General features: G+C 72.1%; 13 protein-coding genes. 4 read left to right on the top strand and 9 right to left on the bottom strand.

Features of this window, described 5'->3' with window-relative positions; genetic code table 11:
• Positions 1–282: 282 nt before the first annotated feature.
• Complete coding sequence (locus tag QRN56_RS03875) at positions 283–1,341, bottom strand: LacI family DNA-binding transcriptional regulator (RefSeq protein WP_285101310.1); 1,059 nt, start codon at positions 1,339–1,341, stop codon at positions 283–285.
• Between the two features lie 469 nt (positions 1,342–1,810).
• Between QRN56_RS03875 and QRN56_RS03870 the strand changes: the two genes are divergently transcribed.
• The 3 genes from QRN56_RS03870 to QRN56_RS03860 all read left to right on the top strand — a co-directional run bounded on the left by QRN56_RS03870 (position 1,811) and on the right by QRN56_RS03860 (position 5,545).
• Positions 1,811–2,812, top strand: a complete 1,002-nt coding sequence (locus QRN56_RS03870; RefSeq protein WP_285101308.1) for an ABC transporter permease — start codon at positions 1,811–1,813, stop codon at positions 2,810–2,812.
• A complete protein-coding gene (locus QRN56_RS03865; RefSeq protein ID WP_285101306.1) occupies positions 2,809–3,777 on the top strand; it encodes a carbohydrate ABC transporter permease in 969 nt (322 codons plus the stop codon). The genes QRN56_RS03870 and QRN56_RS03865 overlap by 4 nt, the downstream gene beginning before the upstream one ends.
• 136 nt (positions 3,778–3,913) lie before the next feature.
• A complete protein-coding gene (locus QRN56_RS03860) occupies positions 3,914–5,545 on the top strand; it encodes a type 2 periplasmic-binding domain-containing protein (protein WP_285101304.1) in 1,632 nt (543 codons plus the stop codon).
• Between the two features lie 431 nt (positions 5,546–5,976).
• Here QRN56_RS03860 and QRN56_RS03855 read toward each other — a convergent pair whose 3' ends face one another.
• Positions 5,977–6,375 (bottom strand): winged helix-turn-helix transcriptional regulator, encoded by a 399-nt coding sequence (locus tag QRN56_RS03855; protein ID WP_285101302.1) that lies wholly within the window; start codon positions 6,373–6,375, stop codon positions 5,977–5,979.
• 95 nt (positions 6,376–6,470) lie between these two features.
• On the opposite strand from QRN56_RS03855, the gene QRN56_RS03850 reads away from it, so the two are divergent.
• Positions 6,471–7,286, top strand: a complete 816-nt coding sequence (locus QRN56_RS03850; protein ID WP_285101300.1) for an SDR family NAD(P)-dependent oxidoreductase — start codon at positions 6,471–6,473, stop codon at positions 7,284–7,286.
• A 79-nt stretch (positions 7,287–7,365) separates the two neighbouring features.
• Here the strand turns inward: QRN56_RS03850 and QRN56_RS03845 are convergent, their stop codons facing one another.
• From QRN56_RS03845 to QRN56_RS03815, 7 genes are all read right to left on the bottom strand, one after another.
• Entirely contained in the window at positions 7,366–9,090 is a 1,725-nt protein-coding gene (locus tag QRN56_RS03845) for an HNH endonuclease signature motif containing protein (protein WP_285101662.1), read from the bottom strand.
• A 310-nt stretch (positions 9,091–9,400) separates the two neighbouring features.
• Positions 9,401–9,769, bottom strand: coding sequence for a DUF2200 domain-containing protein (locus QRN56_RS03840; protein ID WP_285101298.1), 369 nt, complete (start codon positions 9,767–9,769; stop codon positions 9,401–9,403).
• A 39-nt stretch (positions 9,770–9,808) separates the two neighbouring features.
• A complete protein-coding gene (locus QRN56_RS03835; protein WP_285101295.1) occupies positions 9,809–10,471 on the bottom strand; it encodes a BMP family ABC transporter substrate-binding protein in 663 nt (220 codons plus the stop codon).
• An 11-nt stretch (positions 10,472–10,482) separates the two neighbouring features.
• Positions 10,483–11,766: a WxL protein peptidoglycan domain-containing protein gene (locus tag QRN56_RS03830; protein ID WP_285101293.1), complete on the bottom strand. Its 1,284-nt coding sequence runs from the start codon at positions 11,764–11,766 to the stop codon at positions 10,483–10,485.
• Positions 11,767–11,976: 210 nt separating this feature from the next.
• A complete protein-coding gene (locus QRN56_RS03825) occupies positions 11,977–14,427 on the bottom strand; it encodes a purple acid phosphatase family protein (protein ID WP_285101291.1) in 2,451 nt (816 codons plus the stop codon).
• A gap of 209 nt (positions 14,428–14,636) precedes the next feature.
• Positions 14,637–15,878 (bottom strand): HupE/UreJ family protein, encoded by a 1,242-nt coding sequence (locus QRN56_RS03820; RefSeq protein ID WP_285101289.1) that lies wholly within the window; start codon positions 15,876–15,878, stop codon positions 14,637–14,639.
• 147 nt (positions 15,879–16,025) lie between these two features.
• On the bottom strand, positions 16,026–20,456 hold the full coding sequence (locus QRN56_RS03815; RefSeq protein WP_285101287.1) for an FtsK/SpoIIIE domain-containing protein: 4,431 nt from the start codon (positions 20,454–20,456) through the stop codon (positions 16,026–16,028).

The raw sequence follows: 20,456 nt of genomic DNA, 5'->3' as shown, positions 1-20,456 counted from the left end.
TCGATGGCTGGGCACGGTGCGTACGTCGTCGCACCCGCCCACCGTCCCCGGTGCCGGGCCGTCGGCGCACCGTCCGGACGGACCGGTACCCCACAGATCCGGCCATCGCGGTGCGCGGCCTCGCGCCCGCTGGATCACCGCTCCTCAGCCCGCACGACCGTCGCGGACACGGCGTCGTCCCCATACGCCATCCGTTGTCGAGAGTTGAGTGCTGGGTTTTCGCCCTTCTGGCACACGAAAAAGGGCGAAAACCCAGCACTCAACGATGACCCCGGCGGGCGGTCAGGAGGGCGCCGGGCCCGTCGAGCCGCGCCAGATGATCGTGTTCAGCGGCCCGTCCGACGCCGCCTCGGCCTCGCGCGCTGCGGCCGTCTCCGGCTGGAGCGTGGCGACCAGCCGCGCCATGGCCGCCCGGCCGAGCTTGCGGTGGTCGACGTTGACGGTGGTCAGCGTGGGCTCCAGGTACGCCCCGAGCTGGTTGTTGTCCCAGCCGGTCACGCTGAGGTCGCCCGGAATGGTCCACCCGCGCTCCCGGGCGCCCAGCACCACGCCGGCCGCGCCGACGTCGCTCGCGGCGATGACGGCGGTCGGGTGGTCCTTCTCGGGCAGGGACAGGACGGCGGCGTGGGCACCCTCGGCCGACCAGTCGCTCTCGATGACCTGGGCCGGGCCCAGCCCGAGCCGTTCGACCGTGGCGACGAAGACGTCGCGGCGGCCGCGGGCGGAGGCGTAGTCGAGCGCGCCGGTCACGTGCAGGAACCGGCGGTGACCCAGCTCCGCGAGGCGTACGACCAGGTCCTCGACGGGCGAGCCGTCGGCCAGCTCGCCGACGCCGCGGAACTTGTCGTCGTAGTCGGCGGACACGACGATCGCGGCCCGCTCGGGAAACCTCCCGCCGGAACCCGGCGGCAGCGGCGCGAGGGCGAGGACGCCCTCGACCTGACCCGAGTCGGCGAGCTCCCGCACCCGCTCGAAGCGGTCGGCCGGCGTGCCCTCGACGCTGAACGCCTCGACGGTGTAGCCGTGCTCGTGGGCCACCTCCATCACCCCGCTCAGGATCTGCGGCGGGCCGTACGTGGCCACCGCCGGGAGCAGCACGGCCACCCGGCCGCTGCGCCGGGTGCGCATGGACCGGGCGGTCAGGTTGGGGCGGTAGTCGAGCTCCTCGACGGCCTGGCGCACGCGCGCCACGGTCTCGGGCCGCATCTTGGCGTCGTTGCGCAGGTAGCGGGAGACGGTCTGGTGGGAGACCCCGGCGGCCTTCGCGACCTCCCAGATCGTGGCGCGCCGCCGGTCGGTCGCAGTGTCCGTCGACGTGTCGGTCGAGCTCTCGTTCGCCATGCCCCGTCCTCGCTGGTCGTCACTGCTGGTCATCACGGCTGGTCACCGCTGGTCATCACCGTTGGTTGTCAACGCTGGTCAGCGCCGCTCATCACCGCTGGTCAGCGCCCGCGTCCGTGTGGCACGCGAGCATTCTGGCACGCCCCCGCAGATCACCGTCGCGTGAGAGGCCCTTGCGAAGTGATCGATCACCTCCTAGCCTAACCCGCAAGCGGTGATCGATCACTCTGCAATGGTGCAGCCCCGTGGCAATGGAGCTGGCGATGGAGCAGGTCGTGGCAGATCGCCCTTGGAACAACGATGTACCACCCAACGACGAATGAGCCGGCAGCGCCCGGACCCGCATGGCGGGTCGTCCGAGCCCGGGGAGAGGCCCCGGGCCATCAAGTTCACCATCAGTCCGTTCACCGAGGAGCGACACCATGCCTGAGAACGCGCCGCACGTCCGTGACGTGCCGGGGATCGCGGGATGACCGCGGTCGACGAGACCCGCGCGGGACGCGCCGGTTCCCGTCCTCGCGCGCCGGAAGGCGGCGACGGATCACCGCCGATCCGCCGGCCCATGCCCTGGTGGCGGCGGCTGGCGCGCGACCGGGCCGTGCTGCTGCTGGCGCTGCCCGGGATGGCGGTCATCGTCGTCTTCCAGTACCTGGCCCTCGGCGGCAACGTCATCGCCTTCCAGGACTACCAGCCGTACCTCGGCATCGAGCGCAGCCTCTGGGTCGGGTTCGAGAACTTCCAGATCCTGTTCTCCGGCGACCCCGAGTTCCTGGCCGCGCTGCGCAACACCCTGGTCATCACGCTGCTGCAGACGGTCTTCGTCTTCCCCGCGCCGATCGTCCTGGCCCTGCTGCTGCACAGCCTGGTGTCCAACCGCGTGCGCCAGTGGGTGCAGTCGATCCTGTACCTGCCCCACTTCCTGTCGTGGGTGATCGTCGTCGCGGTGTTCCAACAGATCCTCGGCGGGGCCGGGCTGATCAACAACTTCCTCCGGTCGCACGGCTGGCAGCCCATCGACATCATCGGCAACTCCGACGCCTTCTACGCGCTCATCACGTCGCAGGTGATCTGGAAGGACACCGGGTGGGCCACCATCCTGTTCCTCGCCGTGCTGGCCGGGATCGACAAGTCGCTGTACGAGGCCTCGGCCGTCGACGGCGCGTCGCGCTGGCGCCAGACCTGGCACATCACCCTGCCCGGGATGCGGCCGATCATCATCATGCTGCTCATCCTCAAGCTCGGCGACTCCCTGAGCGTCGGGTTCGAGCAGCTGATCCTTCAGCAGCAGGCGGTCGGGCTCGGCGTGTCGGACGTGCTGGACACCTATGTCTACAACCAGGGCGTCTTGGGCGGGTTCTGGGGCGTCGCGGCCGCCGTCGGCCTCGTGAAGGGAGCGATCGGGCTGGTCCTGGTCCTCGTCGCCAACAAGACCGCCCACGCCTTCGGCGAGGAAGGGGTGTACCGAGCATGAGCACCACCACCACCGCAGGACCTGCCCCGACCACGGCGGGCCCCACCATGAACGACGACCGACCGCGCGGCCGCATGCGCCCCGTGATCGACGGCGTGGCGATGCCCGGCCCCATGGAACGCACCGTCAAGGGCATCGTCCTGACGATCGCCTGCGCGCTGGTGATCCTGCCGTTCGTCGGCATCATCTCCACGAGCCTGGCCACGCCGGAGCAGGTCACCGAGGCGGGCGGCTTCGTGCTCCTGCCCACCGGGATCGACCTGAGCGCCTACCGGATGATCTTCGCCGGCGGCGTCGTCACGCAGGCGCTGTGGATCAGCATCCTCGTCACGGGCATCGGCACCACGCTGAGCCTCGCGCTGACGACGACGCTCGGCTGGGCCCTGAGCCGCAAGGGTGCGTTCGGCGTCCGGGCGATGCTGCTCGTGGTGCTGATCAGCCTGCTCTTCAACCCCGGGATCATCCCGAGCTATCTCGTGGTCCAGCGGCTCGGCCTGCTGGACACGCTGTGGGCGCTGATCATCCCGACGTCGGTCTCGGCCTTCAACGTGGTGGTCGTGCGCGCGTTCTTCGTGCAGCTCCCGAACGAGGTGATCGACGCCGCGCGCATCGACGGCGCCACCGAGTGGCAGCTCTTCTGGCGCATCGGGCTGCCGCTGTCCAAGCCGGTGCTCGCCGTCGTCGGCCTGTTCTACGGCGTCGGCTACTGGAACGCGTTCTTCAACGCGCTGCTCTACATGTCGGACGCGAGCAAGTGGCCCCTGCAGCTCGTGCTGCGCACCTACGTGGTCGACGGCGCCCAGCTCGGCTCCCAGGACCTGGGCATCGACGCCGCGTCCCTGCCGCCCCAGACGTCGCTGCAGATGGCGATCCTCGTGGTCTCCATCGTGCCGGTGCTGCTGGTCTACCCCTTCCTGCAGCGCCACTTCGCCAAGGGGATGCTCACGGGCGCGGTCAAGGGCTGACCCGCGCGGCCGGCGTCGTCGGGCGCCTGCCCGGTCTCCTTCCCGTTCTTCCCTTGCGGCTGTCCCCGTTGTCCCCGCTTTCCCCTGCTCAACCCTGCTTTCTCCGCTTTCTCCCCCCGCTCGATGAGGAGTAGTCATGAACCGTTTGCTCACGGAGACGAACATCAGCCGCCGCAGCCTGCTGATGGGAGGCATGGGCCTCGGCGCGTTCGCCGTGCTCGGCCTCGCCGGCTGCAGCAACGAGGGCCGCGGTGGCGGTGCCCTGACCGGCAACGCCACCGTCGCCCTGCCCACGTACGTCCCGTACGACGGCGTGCCGATGGACATCAAGGGCGCCGACGGCGTGCCCGACACCATGCTGAAGTACCCCGCCAGCCCCCAGAAGGTCACCAGCGGCCAGCCCGGCGACGGCGAGGACGTCGGCATCTTCGGGATGACCAACACCCCGGTGCCGCCGTCGGTCGACAACAACGCCTACTGGCAGGAGCTGCACGAACGGCTCGGGTTCGCCCTGACGATCGCACTCACGCCGGCCGGCGACTTCTCCGACCGGTTCCAGACGACGGTGGCCGGCGACCGGCTGCCGGACATCTTCGAGATGTTCCCCGGCGACGTCCCCGGCCTGCCGAGCCTGCTGGAGGAGCGGGCGACCGACCTGACCGAGTTCCTCTCGGGAGACGCGGTCAAGAAGTACCCGTTCCTCGCGAACATCCCCACGGAGAGCTGGCAGTCCTGCGTCTACAACGGCAAGATCTTCGCCGTGCCGGTCCCCCGCGGCCCGGCGCAGAGCGGTGTGTTCTACGCGCGCCAGGACTGGTTCGAGGCCGAGGGCATCGACCCGCAGGTGACGTCGGCCGAGGAGTTCTACGACCTGTGCAAGGAGCTCTCGGGCGGCAACACCTGGGCGCTCGGGCGTGTGCCGCTCGGGCACCTGCGCCAGATGTACGAGATCCCGAACGGCTGGTCCGAGGACGGCGGCAAGCTCACCAGCGCCAACCTGCACGAGCGTCAGCAGGAGGCCCTGGAGCTCGGGCGGCGCCTGGTCGCGGACGGGTTCGTGCACCCGGACGGCGTCCCCGCCACCCAGCCGCAGCGCAAGACGTGGCTCGTCAACGGCACCATCCGCATGCTCGACGACACGTTCAGCGCGTGGCCCGACTTCTCGAACTACCCGATCGACGAGAACTTCCGGCTCTCCGTCGCACCGCCCCCGCTCGCCGAGGGCGGCGGCACGGCGGGCATCCACCTCGGGGCGCCCGTCCAGAACATCACGTCGATCAGCAAGAAGTCCGCCGGCCGCGTGGAGGCGCTGCTCGACGTGCTCAACTACCTCGCCGCCCCGTTCGGCTCGGAGGAGCACCTCTTCCGGACCTACGGCGTCGAGGGCGTGCACCACGAGCTCGACGGGACGGACCCGGTGCTCACCGAGAAGGGCCGCACCGAGATCCAGCTCGGGCTCAAGTACGTCGTCGAGGGCCCCTGGGTCAACTTCCAGGCCGGCGACCCCGACGTCGCGCAGGCCGAGCACGACGCCCAGGCCGCCGTCGTGCCGACCGCCGTGGCCAACCCGGTGCAGGGTCTGTTCAGCGACACGGCCAGCCGCAAGGGCGGCCAGCTCGGCGAGAAGCTCGTCTCCGTGGAGTCCGACATCCTCGCCGGGCGCAAGCCCGTCACCGCCTGGGCCGACGCCGCCGCGGCGTGGGCGAAGGGCGGCGGCGACAAGATCCGCGACGAGTACCAGACGGCGCTGGCGGAGCGGCAGGGCTGACCCGCACCCGCCCTCGTCCACCGCGGAGTGCTGGGCATGTGCGGGATCGGGCTACCTGATCCCGCACATGCCCAGCACTCAACAGGTCGTGCGGCTGGACGGGCGGTTCAGTCCTGTGCGGGACGGCCGGCGGGGTGTCCGGGCGACGGCGCTGCCGCCGCGCATCCGACGCGCCGCTAATCGGCGGAATTCCGCCGCTCAAGACGTGACCATGAGGTCCGGGAGGCGAGTGCGGTCGCGCCCGCGGTGAGGCGGACGGCGCGCGGTGGGGCGGGCGCGCCGCGCAGTGAGGCCGACGGCGCGCGGTCGGGCGGACAGCCCGCGGACGGGCGAACGGCCCGCAGGGGGCGGACGGCGCGCGCGGCGGCACGGGCGGAGAGGCTGGCGCGAATGGGCGCGAACGGGCGGGCCGCCTAGGCTGCCCGGTCCCGCTAGGCTGCCCGGTCCCGCACGACCCAGTCCGCGAGGGCCGACAGCGGGACCAGCAGCTCGCGGCCCCGTTCGGTGAGCTCGTACTCGACCCCGGGCGGAACCGTGGGGAAGACGGTCCGGGCGACCAGCCCGTCGTCCTCGAGCGCCCGGAGGGTACGGGTCAGCATCCGCTGGCTGATCCCGTCGACGCGCCGGTGGAGCTCGTTGAACCGGTGTGCGCGTTCGGCGAGCAGCATCAGCACGAGCAGCGTCCACTTGTCGCCCAGCATCCGCACCACGTGCGTGACGGGGCACGCCTCGTACTCCTCGGTCGGGACCCGTCCCGGCAGGCGGCCGCCGACGGCGGCGGCAACCATGTGGGCGTCGGGGTGGGGCACATCGGTGTTCCCATCTGACATGAAAGTGCCTTCTTCCGAGACGTCCGCGGTGCCGTGAGGATCGATGACGTCACCGTACCCAACGGTCACGACCGCGAGACGACGAGGAGACACGAGTGAGCACTTCCCCCACGCTGCTGGTCCTGGGCGCCGGACCCGGCCTCGGCATGTCGGTGGCCCGGCGGTTCGGCAAGGAGGGGTACCAGGTCGGTCTGGTCTCCCGCAGTGCCGACCGTCACCCCGGTTACCTGGACGACCTCCGCTCGGCCGGCGCTCGCGCGGTCGCCGTCGCCGCGGACGTGCGTCGGCCTGGTGACCTGCGACGCGCGATCAACGAGGTCGAGGCGGAGCTCGGGCCCGTCGAGGTCGTCTATCACGGGCCGGGCGCCGACAACCCGGCGGCCGCCCCGATCGGCATCCTCGACACGAGCGCCGACGACGTCCGCGGCGCAGCCGCCCAGGTCGTGGACCCCGCCGTCGAGCTCGCCGGGCTGGTGCTGCCGGGTATGCGGGAGCGCGGCAGCGGAGCGATCGTCTACGTGTCGGGGCTCAGCGCCGTCGTCCCGCTGCCGTTCCTCGGTCCGTTCGCGCCGGCCTCGGCCGCGCTGCGCACCTACGCCCTGACCCTCGCCGAGGCTGCCGCGCCCGACGGCGTCCACGTGGGCTCGCTCGTTGTCGGCGGGCTCATCGAACGCGGCGACATCCACAGGATGCTGACCGCGGGCCAGATGGACGTCGGCGGGACGGATGCGCCGCAAGCAACGCTCGATCCGGCGCCCGACCTCGCGTCGGACCTGACGTCGGACCCGGCTCCCGGCTCGGCTCCCATCCCGGTTCTCGACCCCGACGACCTCGCTGATGCGGTCTGGCGCATCGCAACAGGCGCCGAACGCGAGGTCGTCTTCAACGCGCTCGTCCCGAACGCGGTCTGACCGGCGTCACCGTGGCCCTGGCTCGTCACCACCTCGCACAGCCGTCGAACAGGCGAGAAGAGGCAGAGCCAGGGCATGGTCATGCCGCCGTTGCGGGTGGCATGGCGGACGGGTCGTCGGGGTCGGCAGCCTCGCCGGGTGCAGGTGCGGGGTCGATGGGTGCTGGGTCGAAGGGTTCGGGCACACGGATGCGGTGACCACGCGGATCGGTGAAGACCAACCCCGTCTCCACCAGCACACCGCCCGCGGTGTTGGCGTGGAGGGGTTTGCCGGCCCAGGACATCGTGATGCCCCGGGTATCGACGAGCTGGTGATGGAACCAGCACAACAACGCACTATTGGCCACCGACGTGGCGCCACCATCCGCCCAGTGCGTCACCGCGTGATGGACCTCGCACCGCGACGGCGGCTGATCACACCCCGGGAACACACAATGCCCATCCCGCGCGATCACCCCACGCCGCATCTGCCCCGACACCGTGCGCTGCGCCCGCCCCACATCCAACACCGCACCATCCGCACCGAACACCACCCGCGTCACCGCACTGTCACACGCCAACCTGCGCAACAACCCTCGCGGGATCCGTCCACCCGACTCCGTGAACACCGCACCACCGGAACCCAACAACCCCGTGCCAGCACCCACGTCCGAGTTCGGCGCCCCTGAGTTCGGCACACCTGGGTTCGGCACGCCTGGGTTCGATGCACCTGGGTTCGACGCATCCCCGGTCGCCGACCGGTCCGGGACCCTCTGTCCGCAGGTCAGGCACGACCCCTCACGCGTGCGGGTGACCTGAGTGACCAGCTCCGACCAGGACACCGTCACACTCAGGTGCGGCCGGATCGACGCGCCCGGCGAGACCTGATTCGTGTCCAGCACCAAACGCGCCACATCGGCCAGGCCCTGCGCACGGCGCTGACCAGGAGTCCTGGAGTCCTCCGCGGCCGGTGCACCGACCACCGCGTTCAACGCCGTGGTCAACAGCAGACCGTGCTCATCGGTCAAGAACCCCGCCACATGGAACCCGCCCAGGGTCCTGGACACATCCAGGAACTCACCCCGGGCAGCCCTGTCGTCGTCCACGTCATCGGTATCCGGATCCGTGACCGTCGCGAACCGGCGCGCCACCACCCGAAACTGATCTGCGTTGAGTACCCCGGCCTCCCGCAGGACCAGGCCCTCACCCGTCACCAACGTCCCCTCGGCCACGGCTCCCTCCAGCACTTTCGTGATCCGGGCCCTGGTCTCCGACCCGTCCGGATCATCAGCCGGGTCAGGCAGATCCACCGCGACCGTGTCCACGAACGCCTCCGGCGTCGTGGTCTCCCCGGTGCGGGCATCGACCAACCACGCCAACGCGTCCTCACGGCTCCGGCTCGTGGGCGCGACCTCGCTCATCACCCGCGCATGATCCACACCCAGGACGCCCGCGACCAGACCCTCACGCGTGGCCGGCAACGCCCGCGCCAACCGACGCGCCATCACCACGTCCTTCCGCGCCGTGGACGCCGACACACCCTCCCGCAGCCGCAACCACGCAGAGAACGTGCGCGACATCCCACCACTACGCCACGACCCGTCGTCCTCGATCCGCGGCAACACCGTCAACCGCACGCCCTCCAAACGACCCGTCACCCGCCGGATCCGGGCATGCGCGTCCACCAGACGCGCCACCGACAGCGCACCCCAACCATCCGCCACCCCCGGCGCGACCAACTCCGCCAGCTCCCCGACCACGGCCTCGATCCGGGCCAGCACCCCCTCCAGCGAACCCGGGGACACACCACCGGACGCCACCCCCATCGAATCCACCCGTGCCACCCCCTGTGCTCGCCTGACACCATTGTCTCGAACATTCATACGCATCGCGAGGCACACATGAAATCTGTGGATAACTCTTCGCGCGCGAGAAGGCTTCGCGCCACGCGGAAGGCAGGCTGACCTTGATCAGGAGGACCTGGCTCGGCCACGGCCGTTACGGCAGCGTGCCCCGCTACGCACGGAGGCTCCCGGAGAGGGGCACGACCTCACCGAGGTGCACGTCGACACAGCCGCCCCGGGCCCGGCGCCGTCCCGGACATCGTCCCGGCAGCGGCGCCCGTGGAGTGCGGGCTCAGATGCCGGCCGTCGCGCTCCCCCGCAGGATCGAGGTCATCTTCTTGCCGCGTGCCAGCTCGTCGACCAGCTTGTCCATGTACCGGATCTGCTGCATCAGCGGGTCCTCGATGTCCTCGACGCGGTACCCGCAGATGACGCCCTTGATCAGGGACACGTTCGGGTTCATCGCGGGGGCCTGCGCGAAGAAGGTCTCCAGGTCGACCCCGCTGTCGATCGCCTGCCGGAGGCCGGCGTCGTCGTAGCCCGTGAGCCAGGAGAGCACCTGGTCCAGCTCGGCCGTGGTGTGGCCCTTCCGCTCCACCTTCTGCACGTAGAGCGGGTAGATGCTGGCAAAGCTCATCGCGAAGATCCGGTCTCGTGCCATCTCCCGACTGTATCCGGGCCCACCGACACCCCGAAGGAGCTAGCCGAGCTCGATGACGATGCCCGTCAGGTCGTGCAGCACGCTCGCCGCCCCGGCGGCGACCGCCTCGCGCGCACGGCCCGCCGTGACGGCGGCAGGGTGGGCGTCGTCGTTCCCCAGCCCCGTTCCGCGGAACTCCGCCCCCGGCCAGACGACGGCGGTCACGTTGTGGGTCGGCTCCGGAAGCTGCGCACCGACCACCAGGAAGTCGGTCTCCAGGTACTGGGCGGTGATCAGGGAGAACACGTCCACCACCCCGTCGCCGACGCCGACCACGAGGTCCGGCGCGGCCGCCACGGCCTCGTCGATGCGGCGCTCGACCTCGTCGTCGCTCCGGGCCGGCAGGACCGTCAGGTCCGCCCCGTGCTCCGCGGCATAGTGCTCGACGGCGTCCGTCAGGGTCGCGGTCGCGGCGTCGTCGCCGCGGGCGACGACGACGATCGTGTACCCGGCGGGGACGGCGACGTCGTCCCACGTGCCCGGCGTGGGGCGGACCGTCGCCTCCGGCGCCGGCTCGTGGCTCGACCCGACGAACCGCGCGGCGAACCCGGTCAGGGACGCCGGGCTGGCGACACCGTCCGACGTCGGGCCGGGCGTGACGGCGCCACACGCGGCGAGGGTGAGCGCGACGGCGACCGCCGCCAGGCTCACGGTGAGTCCCACTGCCGGCCGCCTCACGGCGCGACCACCTCGGACTCCTCGGCGGCTGCCTTGTCAGAGCCCGTTGCCCCCTCGGCCCGGACCGCCTCCTTCACCGCGCCTTCCACAGGAACACCCTCCGCCGCCGCGCGCTCCGCGAGCGCCTTCGCGACGGCCGCCTGGACACGGGCGTCCTCGCGCTGCCCGCGGGTCCGGCGGCGGCGCACCATCACGACGACGGCTCCGACCAGCAGCACGACGACGACGAGCGGCAGCCACGGCACGGCCCACCCGGACGCGTGGGCCTCGACGGGGGCGACGCCGGGGGTCGCGCCCGCGACGTCGGGCAGCTGGGCGACGAGCACGATGTCGGCACCGAGCCAGAACAGCGGAGCCACGCCGTCGACCGGCACGGACACCGGCCAGGACTCACCCGGGAGGAGCTCGGGCACGTCGTCGGCGGCGCCCTGCGCGCCGAGCCAGCCGAACGGGCCGGCGACGCCGACCTGCTGGTTCGCGGCCAGGCGGACGTTGCCGTCGTTGCGGACGGTGTAGGTGACCGTCGCGTCCCCCGGCCCGAAGGGGTTGAGGGTCTGGTGGTACTCGACGTGCGCGTCGGTGACCGTCAGGCTCGGCGCGAGGTCGCCGGCGACCCGCAGGTACACGCGGATGCCGGACCGGGTCTCGTAGTCGAGCCCCGCGTCCTGGGCGGTGACGGTGCGCGAGGTCAGGATCGCTCCCGCGTAGTCGCCGGGCGTCGCGTCGTCGGGCACCTGGAGCGTGAAGGGGACGTCGGCGCTCTCGCCGGGCGCGAGGCGCACCTGGTCGACGGCGGGGTCGAGCCAGGACCCGACGTTCACGGAGCCGGTGTCGTTGGACCCGGTGTCGTCGGGCCCTGTGTCGTCGGACCCGGTGTCAGCGGCGTCATCCCGCGTCAGCACGTCGAGCTGCCCCGCCGTCGTCGTGTAGCCGTCGGCCGCGTAGATGTCGAGCCTCAGCGGGGTCTCGCCGTGGTTGGTGACGACGAGCTCGTCCGACACCTTGGCGCCCGGGTCCACCGTGTAGCGGAAGTTCTCCCGCTCGGTCCCCTGGTCGTTGGTCGCGGTGCGCACGCCCCAGGTGACGTCGTCGGTGGGTACGGCGGACGGCGCAGCAGCGATCGGCACAGCAGCGACCGGCACAGCAACGGCCGAGGGCCCGGCGAGCGCCGTCCCGAGGGTGACGACCAGGGCCACGAGCCCCACGGGCAGAGCCCTGAGCGCGGCTGAGGAGCGAGCGGCGACACGGCGCGTGGTCGCGCGGGCGGCAGGCACGGGCATGGAGGTTCCTTCGATGGTGCCGGACAGACAGGTTTCGGGAAGAGGGTTGACCGGGTCACCGGGCGGGCGACGCTCCTCGTGAGAGCGCCGCCCGCCCGGCGCGGGTCAGCCCCGCTCGGGTCAGCCCCGCTCGGGTCAGCCCCGCTCGGGTCAGCCCCGCTCAGGTCAGCCCCGCTCAGGTCAGCCCCGCTCAGGTCAGCCCCGCTCAGGTCAGCTCAGCGCGGTGAGCGTGAGCGTGGCCCGGTAGGTCCCGTCGGTGACGTCGACGGGGATCTTCAGGTCGAGGTCGGCGCCGAAGAGCGCCGAACCCGTGGTGTGCCCGGCCGCGGCGCGGCCGAGGGTCGCCGACTGGGACAGGCCCGGTCCGCCGGTGAACCCGGTCGCGACCTGCGCGCCGGCGACGGATCCGCCGCCCGCCTCGATCACGTCCGGCGTCCAGCCGAGGTACTTGCCGGAGAACGACTGGTCACCGGAGGTGAAGTCGCCCACCTGGGCCGACAGCGACCACTGCGGGCCGCCGCGGCGCGTGTCGGTCACCCGGATCGGGTTGATCGAACCGTCGGCGGCGTAGTGGTCACCGGCGGCCTCGGCGGTGCCGAGGTCGACCAGTGTGTTGGCGCCGTCGATGCTCCAGACGAACTCGCCCGGGGCGCCCTGCGGCACCACGACCTGCAGCTTCTGCGTGTCGGGGTCGACCGGCTTGGCGATGGTCACCTGGTCCACCACCGAGTTCACGGGGCGGTCGGCGTCCTTGGCCTCGGAGCGGATGGTGCGCACCGAGATGGCGTCGTCGGACACCTCCACGGCCGTGTAGTTGCGCACGTTCTCCTGGTTGAAGGCGGAGAGCCACCACGAGCCGGCCGCGTTCGCCGAGTAGTACTTCGAGCCGGACGCCGAGTTGGCCGTCACGTACAGCACGCCGCCGGGACCCGGGGTGAGGACGTCGGCGCCCGCCTCCTCGGCGGGGTCGGCCTTCTCGCCGTTGCGGATCAGGTACGAGCGGGCGTAGCTGTGGTCGTGGCCCTGGAGCACCAGGTCGATGCCGAGCTCGGAGAAGAGCGTGGGCCACGTGTTGCGGCGGTCGATCACGTCGCTGTCGGTGGCGTGCGGGCCCACCGAGTAGATCGAGTGGTGGAACGACACGACCTTCCACTTCGCCTCGTCGCCGTGCTCCGCGACGACGTCGCGCACGAACCGCTCGTGCGAGGCGTAGTCCCGGCTGTTGGAGTTGAGGTTGAGGAACAGCACGTCGTTGTAGACGAACCAGTAGTCGCCGCCCGAGCTCGTGCCGGAACCAGGGCCGGCCGTCTCGTCGAGGTTCGGCGTGTTGAAGTGCTGGCGGTACGCCTTGTTGCCGACGTCGTGGTTGCCGTTGTTCGCCACGAACGGGATCTGGCGCAGGTGGTCGGTCGACAGGAAGGCGTCGTACTGCGCCTCGCTGCTCGCCGACTCCACCTGGTCACCGGCCGAGAAGAGCATCTCGGCGTCCGGGTAGGCGGCCGTGGCGACGTCGAGCGTGTCGACCCAGCCCTCGGTGTCGCGCGGCACGTTGCCCGAGGAGCCGAGCTGCGGGTCGCCGAAGAACAGGAAGTCGAAGTCGCCGTCGAAGTCCTGCGTACGGAACGTGGAGACCGCCGACCAGGCACCCTCGGTGCCGGCCCGGCCCTCAGTACCGACCCGGTAGGAGTACGCGGTGTTCTCCTGCAGCCCCGTGAACGTCGCGTGGCGGTAGAACTCGCCGCTCGACGACGGCCCGCCCGTGGCCGCCACGCTGATCGCGTCGGCCGGGAAGACGCCGTCCACGACCTCGCCCGCGGGCGCGATCTGGGCCACCTGCTCGGTGTCCTGGTCCGAGTACCACGCCAGGTTGCGCTCGGCCTGGGTCGCGCCGATGCCGAGCACGAGGTCGGTCACCGTGGTGGTCGGCTCCTCCTCCGGCACCTCGACGGGAACCAGCGACTTGAGGTCGAGGTACACGTCGGAGCTGGCCGCCCGGTCGTTGTAGAGGCCGATCGCCAGCGTGTTCACGCCGGCCTGCAGCACGTCGGCGGGCACGCTGAACTGCTGGTTCACCGGGTCGCCGGCGCTGGAGCCGGCGTAGGTGAGGTTCTTCTGCGCGTCGGGGACGGCCTCGACACGCTCGTCGACGAAGCCGGCCACCTTGGTGCCGTTGACGAAGATCTGCACCGCGTCGTCGAACGTCACGTCGCCACGCAGCGACGCGATGTCCGCGAGCTGGTCCGCCGTGACGTCGAACGTGGTGCGCAGGTGGTACGTGGGGATCGCGACCTTGGTCGCCGCGGCCGGGTCCACGTAGTGGTCGAGCACCGTGGTCACGGGGAAGCCCGAGCCGAGGTCCGGCGTCGCCGAGCCGTTCTTCGCACCGAACGGTCCGGTGGCGCGCTTCCAGCCCGCGTCGTCGAACCCGGCGTAGGTCCAGGTGAGCCGGTCGCTGCTGCCTGCGGCCGGGTCGGTGTTGGTGTCCGAGTACGCCCAGGTGGTCGTGCCGCCCAGGAACGTCGAGGGCAGGTCAGCCGCGCCCGCCGACGTCGCGGCGTAGGTCAGGCCGCCGGCGACGACGGAGACGAGCCCCACCGCCGCGACGGCTGAACGACCCCAGCCGCGCACGGACGCGGCCGGGCGATGGTCATTCGCTTGCATGAGTCCTCCAGTGAAGGGAGCGCCGAGCGGCGCCGAGCAGACACTTGCCCCGGGAGACGAATCGGTGCCGACGCCGGGGTGAGCGGCAGATGAACATGCGGCGCGGCGGCGGGTGATCTTTCGGCCCTGGACGCGAAGCCCCTGGTCAGCCAGCCGGTCAGCCCATCCGGTCAGCCCAGCAGGTCAGCCCAGCAGGTCAGCCCAGGAGATCAACCCAGCCCGAGCAGCCGCTGGCCGAACCAGAACAGCCCGACGAGCGTCACCCCGGCCGCGACCACGACGCCCGTCCACAGCGCGGTGCGCGGTGCGCGGCGGCGCAGCAGGGTCAGCAGCGGGAAGACGACGGCGATGACGCCGAGCTGCACCACCTCGATGCCCACGTTGAACACCAGGAGCGACCACAGCAGCGTCCACGAGAACGGCTCGTCGATGCCGAGCGCACCGGCGAACCCGAGGCCGTGGACCAGGCCGAAGCCGAAGACCACGGCGAGCCGGAACCAGTCGGCTCGATCCAGTCCGGCCCTGTCGAGGTGGAGCCGCCCGACCCGAGCCGGCTCCAGCACGCCCTCGTGTGGCGCCGCCGCGCGTCCCCGCCACATCCCCCACACGTGCCAGGCCGCCACCACCGCGATCGACAGCGCGATGACCGGCTCGACGACGGCCGCCGGCGCGCTGACCACGCCCAGCGCGGCCAGCAGGAACGTCACCGAGTGCGCCAGCGTGAACGACGTCGCGGCGAGCACCACGTCCCGCAGGCGGCGCGAGCCCACGATGAGCGCGAGCAGGAACAGCAGGTGGTCCGGGCCGAGCAGCAGGTGCTCCGCGCCCAGCACGAAGAAGTGCCCCATGCGCTCGTACCAGTGTTCGACCGTCGAGAAGGACGGCGTGTGCTGCGTGAGCGCGGCGCTGCCGGCGGCGCCGTCGAGCTCGTAGTCGAGGATCGTCGTGGTGCCGGTGACGTAGCCCTCGTCGTCGGCGAAGAGGGTGCTGCGCACCTCGTAGTCGACGGGCTCGCCCGAGTCGGTCGGAGCCCCGCAGTCGTGGTCGAGCACCAGCACGGCGTACGGCACACCCTCGCGGTCGGTGATCTCGACGTCGCCGACCTGCGCCGGGGCGCACGCCACGCCGTCGGCCGTCACCTCGAAGCGGTCGGTGACGTAGCCGAGCACGGTGTCGGCGTGGGCGGCGAGCGCCGTCGGCTCCTCGCCGGTCTCCCAGACGGCCATCCCCTCGTCGAAGAAGGCGCGGTCGTCCTGGTACTCGGCGGCGGAGACGACGAGCAGGTCGTACTCCAGGCCGAGCTCGGTGCGCACGACGCCGGGCTCAGGGGTCGAGGCGTCGGCGTAGACGGTGGACGTGAAGCCGTGCGCGCCCGCCGAGGGGGCGAGCGCGGGCAGGAGGAGGAACGCGAGCAGCGCGGAGGCTGCCGCGACAGTCGGAGAGCGACGCACGGGCGGCACCCTCCACCACCGGGATGAACGGCCCGCGAACACCCGGCGAACCATTCCCGGCGAACCAGTCCCGGCCAGCAAGACCAGCGAGCCGGGACCGGCAGTCCGGCCCCGGCTCGCGACAGCCTCCTCCAGCAGCGACACCAGCTACAGCGTCGGCACCAGCACCGTCATCAGCTCGCCCGACCCCAGGTGCACCAGCGCCTTGCCCGGTGTCACCTGCGTCGAGACCGCCGAGCGCGGCAGGCTCGCCCCGACGAGGTCGCCGTCGAACCGGTCCTGTGGGCTGAGCAGCGCACCGCGCCGGCTCTTCTTGACGTCGACCTGCCAGCCGGAGAACCCGCTGGCCACCTCGGAGGCGTCGCCGCCGAGGATCAGGCCGCGCCGGTTGTCGGCGGCCGTGCGCAGGTACGCGCGCAGCCAGGTCTTGGCGGGGACGTCGGCCACCAGCTCGCCGTCGTCCACGACGAGCACCACGGGCTCGCCGTCGGGGTCGAGGTGCGGCGCCAGCTCCTCCTCGGTGATCTCCGTGCCGGTCAGGACGGCGCGCACGCCCGCCCTGCCCTCGAGGTCGCGCAGGATGCTCGGGCGCGGCGCCAGGACGACCACCTGGGTGCCGCCGCGCAGCAGCGACTCCGTCATGACCGCCAGCATGGTGGACCGCCCCGACTTGGACGGGCCGCCCACCAGGAACGCGGGCGCGTCCCCGGCGAGATCCATGCCGAACGCGGTCAGGTCGTCGCCGCCGACGCCGAGCAGCGCCCACATCGGCTGGGCCGCCTCCGGGCCCACGTACTGGTAGGCGGCGTCGACCGTGATCGTGGAGGGCAGGTCGTCCACGCGGAAGGGACCGGTGCCGGGCACGACGTCCTCCCGCTCGCGGATCGTGGCGGCCATGAGCCGCGCGGCGCTGGTCTGGGCGCGACCCGACGGGTCGTCGCCGAGGATCGCCACCTGCACCTCGAGCCCGCTGCCCGACCGGAACGCGCGGCCCGGCTGGATCTCCTCGGGCAGCTTCTTGTGGTCGATGCCCACCATCCCGTAGTCGAACCGGTCGGTGAGCCGCAGCACGAGCGCGTCGTCGGTCAGCACGCTCATCCGGCTGGAGAGCAGGCTGCGGTCGCCGGACACCAGCAGGTGGATGCCCGCGCTCGCACCGTCGCGCAGGAGCTCCTGGACGGTCTCGACCAGCTTGCCGCTGTCGACCTCGCCGTAGGTGCTCATGAAGCTCTCCCAGCGGTCGATCAGCACGAGCACGCGCGGCAGGCGGGTGCCCGGCTCGGCGAGCTCGCGCTGCTCGGTCACGCTGGCGAAGTTGCCGGCGGCGAGCACCTGCTGGCGCCGGCCGAGCTCGGCCTGCAGGCGGGTGAGCAGGCGCTTGGCCCGCTCCGCCTGCCCGCGCTGCACGACGGCGCCCGTGTGCGGCAGCTCGTTGAGCACCGTCAGCGCGCCGTTGCCGCAGTCGATCGCGTACAGGTGCAGGTCGGCCACCGCCATCTGGCTGGCCGCGGCGAACGCGCTGGTGCGCAGCACCGTCGACCGGCCGCTGCCTGGTGCGCCCACCACGTACCGGTGCCCGAACTCGTCCAGGTCGATCAGGGCGGGACCCTGCCGCTGGTCGGACGGCGAGTCCTCCAGCGCCCAGGCGAACTGCGACTGCGCGCTGGTCTGCACCAGGTCGTCGAACGGCAGCAGGTCCGGCAGCGCGGGCAGCCACGGCCGCCGCGGCTCGTCCCAGCCGCCCACGCGCGCCGTCTCGCGCAGCGTCTCGACCAGCGCCGCGAGGTCGGTCTCGACGTCCTCGCTCCGCTTGACCCGGGGGCGGGCGGGCGCCGGGGCCCCGAGATCGGTCACGGAGATCCGCGCGACGAACGGCGCCTCGACCTGCCCGACGTCGGACAGCGACAGGCGCCGTCCGCCCACGCGCGCGGACTGGAACGGGACCAGCGACGAGTGCCCGAGCCGGGCGTACGCGCGGCCGGGCTGCGACTTGGCGATCTCCGCCGCCTCGTTCGCGTCGATGACGTCCTTGGACTCGCTCTTGTCCGTCATCCGCAGGGCGATGCGCAGGTTCGTGTTGGCGCGGATCTCCGGGGAGATGACGCCGGACGGGCGCTGCGTGGCGAGGATGAGGTGGATGCCGAGCGACCGGCCCCGCTGGGCGATGTTGACGAGCCCGGTGACGAAGTCGGGCAGCTCGCGCACCATCGAGGCGAACTCGTCGATGACGATCATCAGGCGCGGCAGCGTGGGGCCGACGTACCCGCGGCTCTGCGCGTCGAGGTAGTCCTCCAGGTCCTTCGCGCCCGCGGCGGCCAGCACGTGCTCCCGGAAGGTGAGCTCGGCGCGGAGGGAGTCGAGCGCGCGCTCCACGAGGTGCGTGTCGAGGTCCGTGACCATGCCGACCGTGTGCGGCAGCTGCTCGCACTGGCTGAACGCGGCACCGCCCTTGTAGTCGACCAGCACGAAGTTCATGGTCTCCGGCGTGTTCACCACGGCCAGCGAGGCGACGACGGTCTGCAGGAACTCGGACTTGCCGGAACCGGTGGTGCCGCCCACCAGGGCGTGCGGCCCGTCGCGGACCATGTCGAGCACGAACGGCCCGTCCAGGGACACGCCGACGACGGCGGCGGTGCTGCCCTTGCCGCCGCTGGAGATCATCCGCCACCGGGCCACCATCTGCTCGGCGTCGACCTCCTCGATGTCGAGCACCTCCACCAGGCGCGCCGAGTCGGGGATCAGGCCCTCGCCCTCGCTGGCGGTCACGTCGTGCACCGCGGCGACGGCGCGGGCCACCGGCTCGTACCAGTCGTCGTTCACCTCGTCGACCAGGATGGTGCGCAGGTCGTCGGCGTCCTGCCGGCGCAGCGTCATGCCGCCGTCCACACGGGCGAGCGCCACGACCGTGCACTCCTCCGGCAGCATCTGCTCGTCGCCGTCCAGGCAGACGACGCTCACGCCGACGCCGGGGCCGTCGCGCAGGATGGACACGACGCCGGGCAGGGCGCGCAGGCGGCGGGCGCCGTCGAGCACCACCACGACCTGCGGGCCGGACATGACCTTGCCGCCGGCCCCCTCCATGGCGGCGCGGCGCTGCGTGATCAGGGAGTTCACCTCGGCGACGCGGGCGGCGAGCGTGTCCGTCGTCGTACCGATGAGGGCGACGGCCTCCTGGCCGAACGCCGGGCGAGCGTGCGGCAGCCACGCCGCCCAGGCCCAGTCCTGCACGTGCTCGGAGCTGGTCAGCACGTAGACCTGCACGTCACGCGGGCTCTGCAGCACGCCGAGCTGGCCCACCATCCACCGCGCGCGGCGGCGCGGCCAGTCCCCGGGGCCGGCCAGGCCGACCACGCCGGCCTCCTTGAGCGACACCGTGACCGGCACGGACCGGACGGTCGCGCGGGTCTTGCGGCGGTGCTCCGGCTCGGCGCTGTCCTCCACCTCGACCCGGCTGGTCGCGTCCGCGAGCCCGAGCCGCACCGTGAGGTGGTCGCCGTCCGTGCTGCGGCGCTCCCACAGGCGGCGCGTCGGCGTGGTGGCGATGAGCCGCAGCTCGGCGGCACCCGGGCTGGAGACCCGGCGTCGGTGCTGCTCGCGCCGCACCGCCTCCAGCACCTCCTCCTCCAGCGCCGCCCGCTCCTCGGCGTGCTGCTTGAGCCGCTCCTTGTGGGTGGTCACGCCGTTGCGCTTCTGCATCCACCAGTTGCCCCAGCCCATCAGGGGCGAGGCCAGGGCGAACATCAGGTAGTACGGCTGCCGGAACACGATCGCCATGACGATGCCCAGCACCGCGGGCATGGCCATTCCGAGCCACGGCAGCGGGTTGCGGGCGGGCGCCGCGGGCTCGGAGGGCAACCGGAAGTGCGTCGGCGGCATGGGCGGCAGCAGCCGCGGCGGCCGGTTGTAGTCCAGGTGCCCCGGCTCGCTGGCGGGTCGCAGGTCGGCGTCGGGCCGCGTGGCCGGCTGGACCGTCAGCACGCTCGGGCCGATCCGCAGCTGCGTGCCCGCGGGCCACGGCGCGTCCTCCTCGCCCAGCGGGTCCTCGGACCGGTCCAGGTGGACCGGTCGGCCGACCGAGCGCGGGTCCGGCACGCGCCGCACCCGCACGGCGCCGTCCAGTCCCACGACGACGGCGACGGCGGCGAGCCCGCCCTCGCGCGGCTCGTCCACCCGGACCCGGCCGTCGGGACCCACCTGCAGGACGGACTCACCGACACCGAGGCGGACGACGGCTCCGGTGCCCGTGCCGCCCGTGACGCACAGGTCGACGGGGCCGCCCGAGCCGGCGCTGTCGATCACCGGCTCGGCGAACGAGACGACGGCGCCGTCCCGGATCCCCGAGTCGGCGACGAGCAGCTCGGCGCCCGGGCCGGCCGCGACCGCGTCGCCGTGCACGGAGCGGTCCTGCACCCCGTAGCCCTGGACGGCCCGGCCGTCCACGTACATGGTGCTGCCCCGGGGCGCGCCCACCTCGGCGGCCAGCCGCTCGGCCAGGTCGGCCGCCTTGGTGCGCTCGTCCAGGTCCAGGGACAGGAGCGTCTCGCGCGCACCGTGGCGCACGGTGATCAGAGCGTGCAT

It is taken from the genome of Promicromonospora sp. MEB111 (assembly GCF_030209445.1).
GTDB lineage: Bacteria > Actinomycetota > Actinomycetes > Actinomycetales > Cellulomonadaceae > Promicromonospora.
Note: the sequence above shows the minus strand (reverse complement) of the source record. Positions and strands in the feature narration are given on the sequence as shown.

Excerpts from the sequence above, each read along its gene's own strand:
- QRN56_RS03875 (WP_285101310.1), bottom strand. The coding sequence starts at position 1,341 with ATGGCGAACGAGAGCTCGACCGACACGTCGACGGACACTGCGACCGAC.
- QRN56_RS03870 (WP_285101308.1), top strand. The coding sequence starts at position 1,811 with ATGACCGCGGTCGACGAGACCCGCGCGGGACGCGCCGGTTCCCGTCCT.
- QRN56_RS03865 (WP_285101306.1), top strand. The coding sequence starts at position 2,809 with ATGAGCACCACCACCACCGCAGGACCTGCCCCGACCACGGCGGGCCCC.
- QRN56_RS03860 (WP_285101304.1), top strand. The coding sequence starts at position 3,914 with ATGAACCGTTTGCTCACGGAGACGAACATCAGCCGCCGCAGCCTGCTG.
- QRN56_RS03855 (WP_285101302.1), bottom strand. The coding sequence starts at position 6,375 with ATGTCAGATGGGAACACCGATGTGCCCCACCCCGACGCCCACATGGTT.
- QRN56_RS03845 (WP_285101662.1), bottom strand. The coding sequence starts at position 9,090 with ATGGGGGTGGCGTCCGGTGGTGTGTCCCCGGGTTCGCTGGAGGGGGTG.
- QRN56_RS03840 (WP_285101298.1), bottom strand. The coding sequence starts at position 9,769 with ATGGCACGAGACCGGATCTTCGCGATGAGCTTTGCCAGCATCTACCCG.
- QRN56_RS03830 (WP_285101293.1), bottom strand. The coding sequence starts at position 11,766 with ATGCCCGTGCCTGCCGCCCGCGCGACCACGCGCCGTGTCGCCGCTCGC.
- QRN56_RS03825 (WP_285101291.1), bottom strand. The coding sequence starts at position 14,427 with ATGCAAGCGAATGACCATCGCCCGGCCGCGTCCGTGCGCGGCTGGGGT.
- QRN56_RS03815 (WP_285101287.1), bottom strand. The coding sequence starts at position 20,456 with ATGCACGCTCTGATCACCGTGCGCCACGGTGCGCGCGAGACGCTCCTG.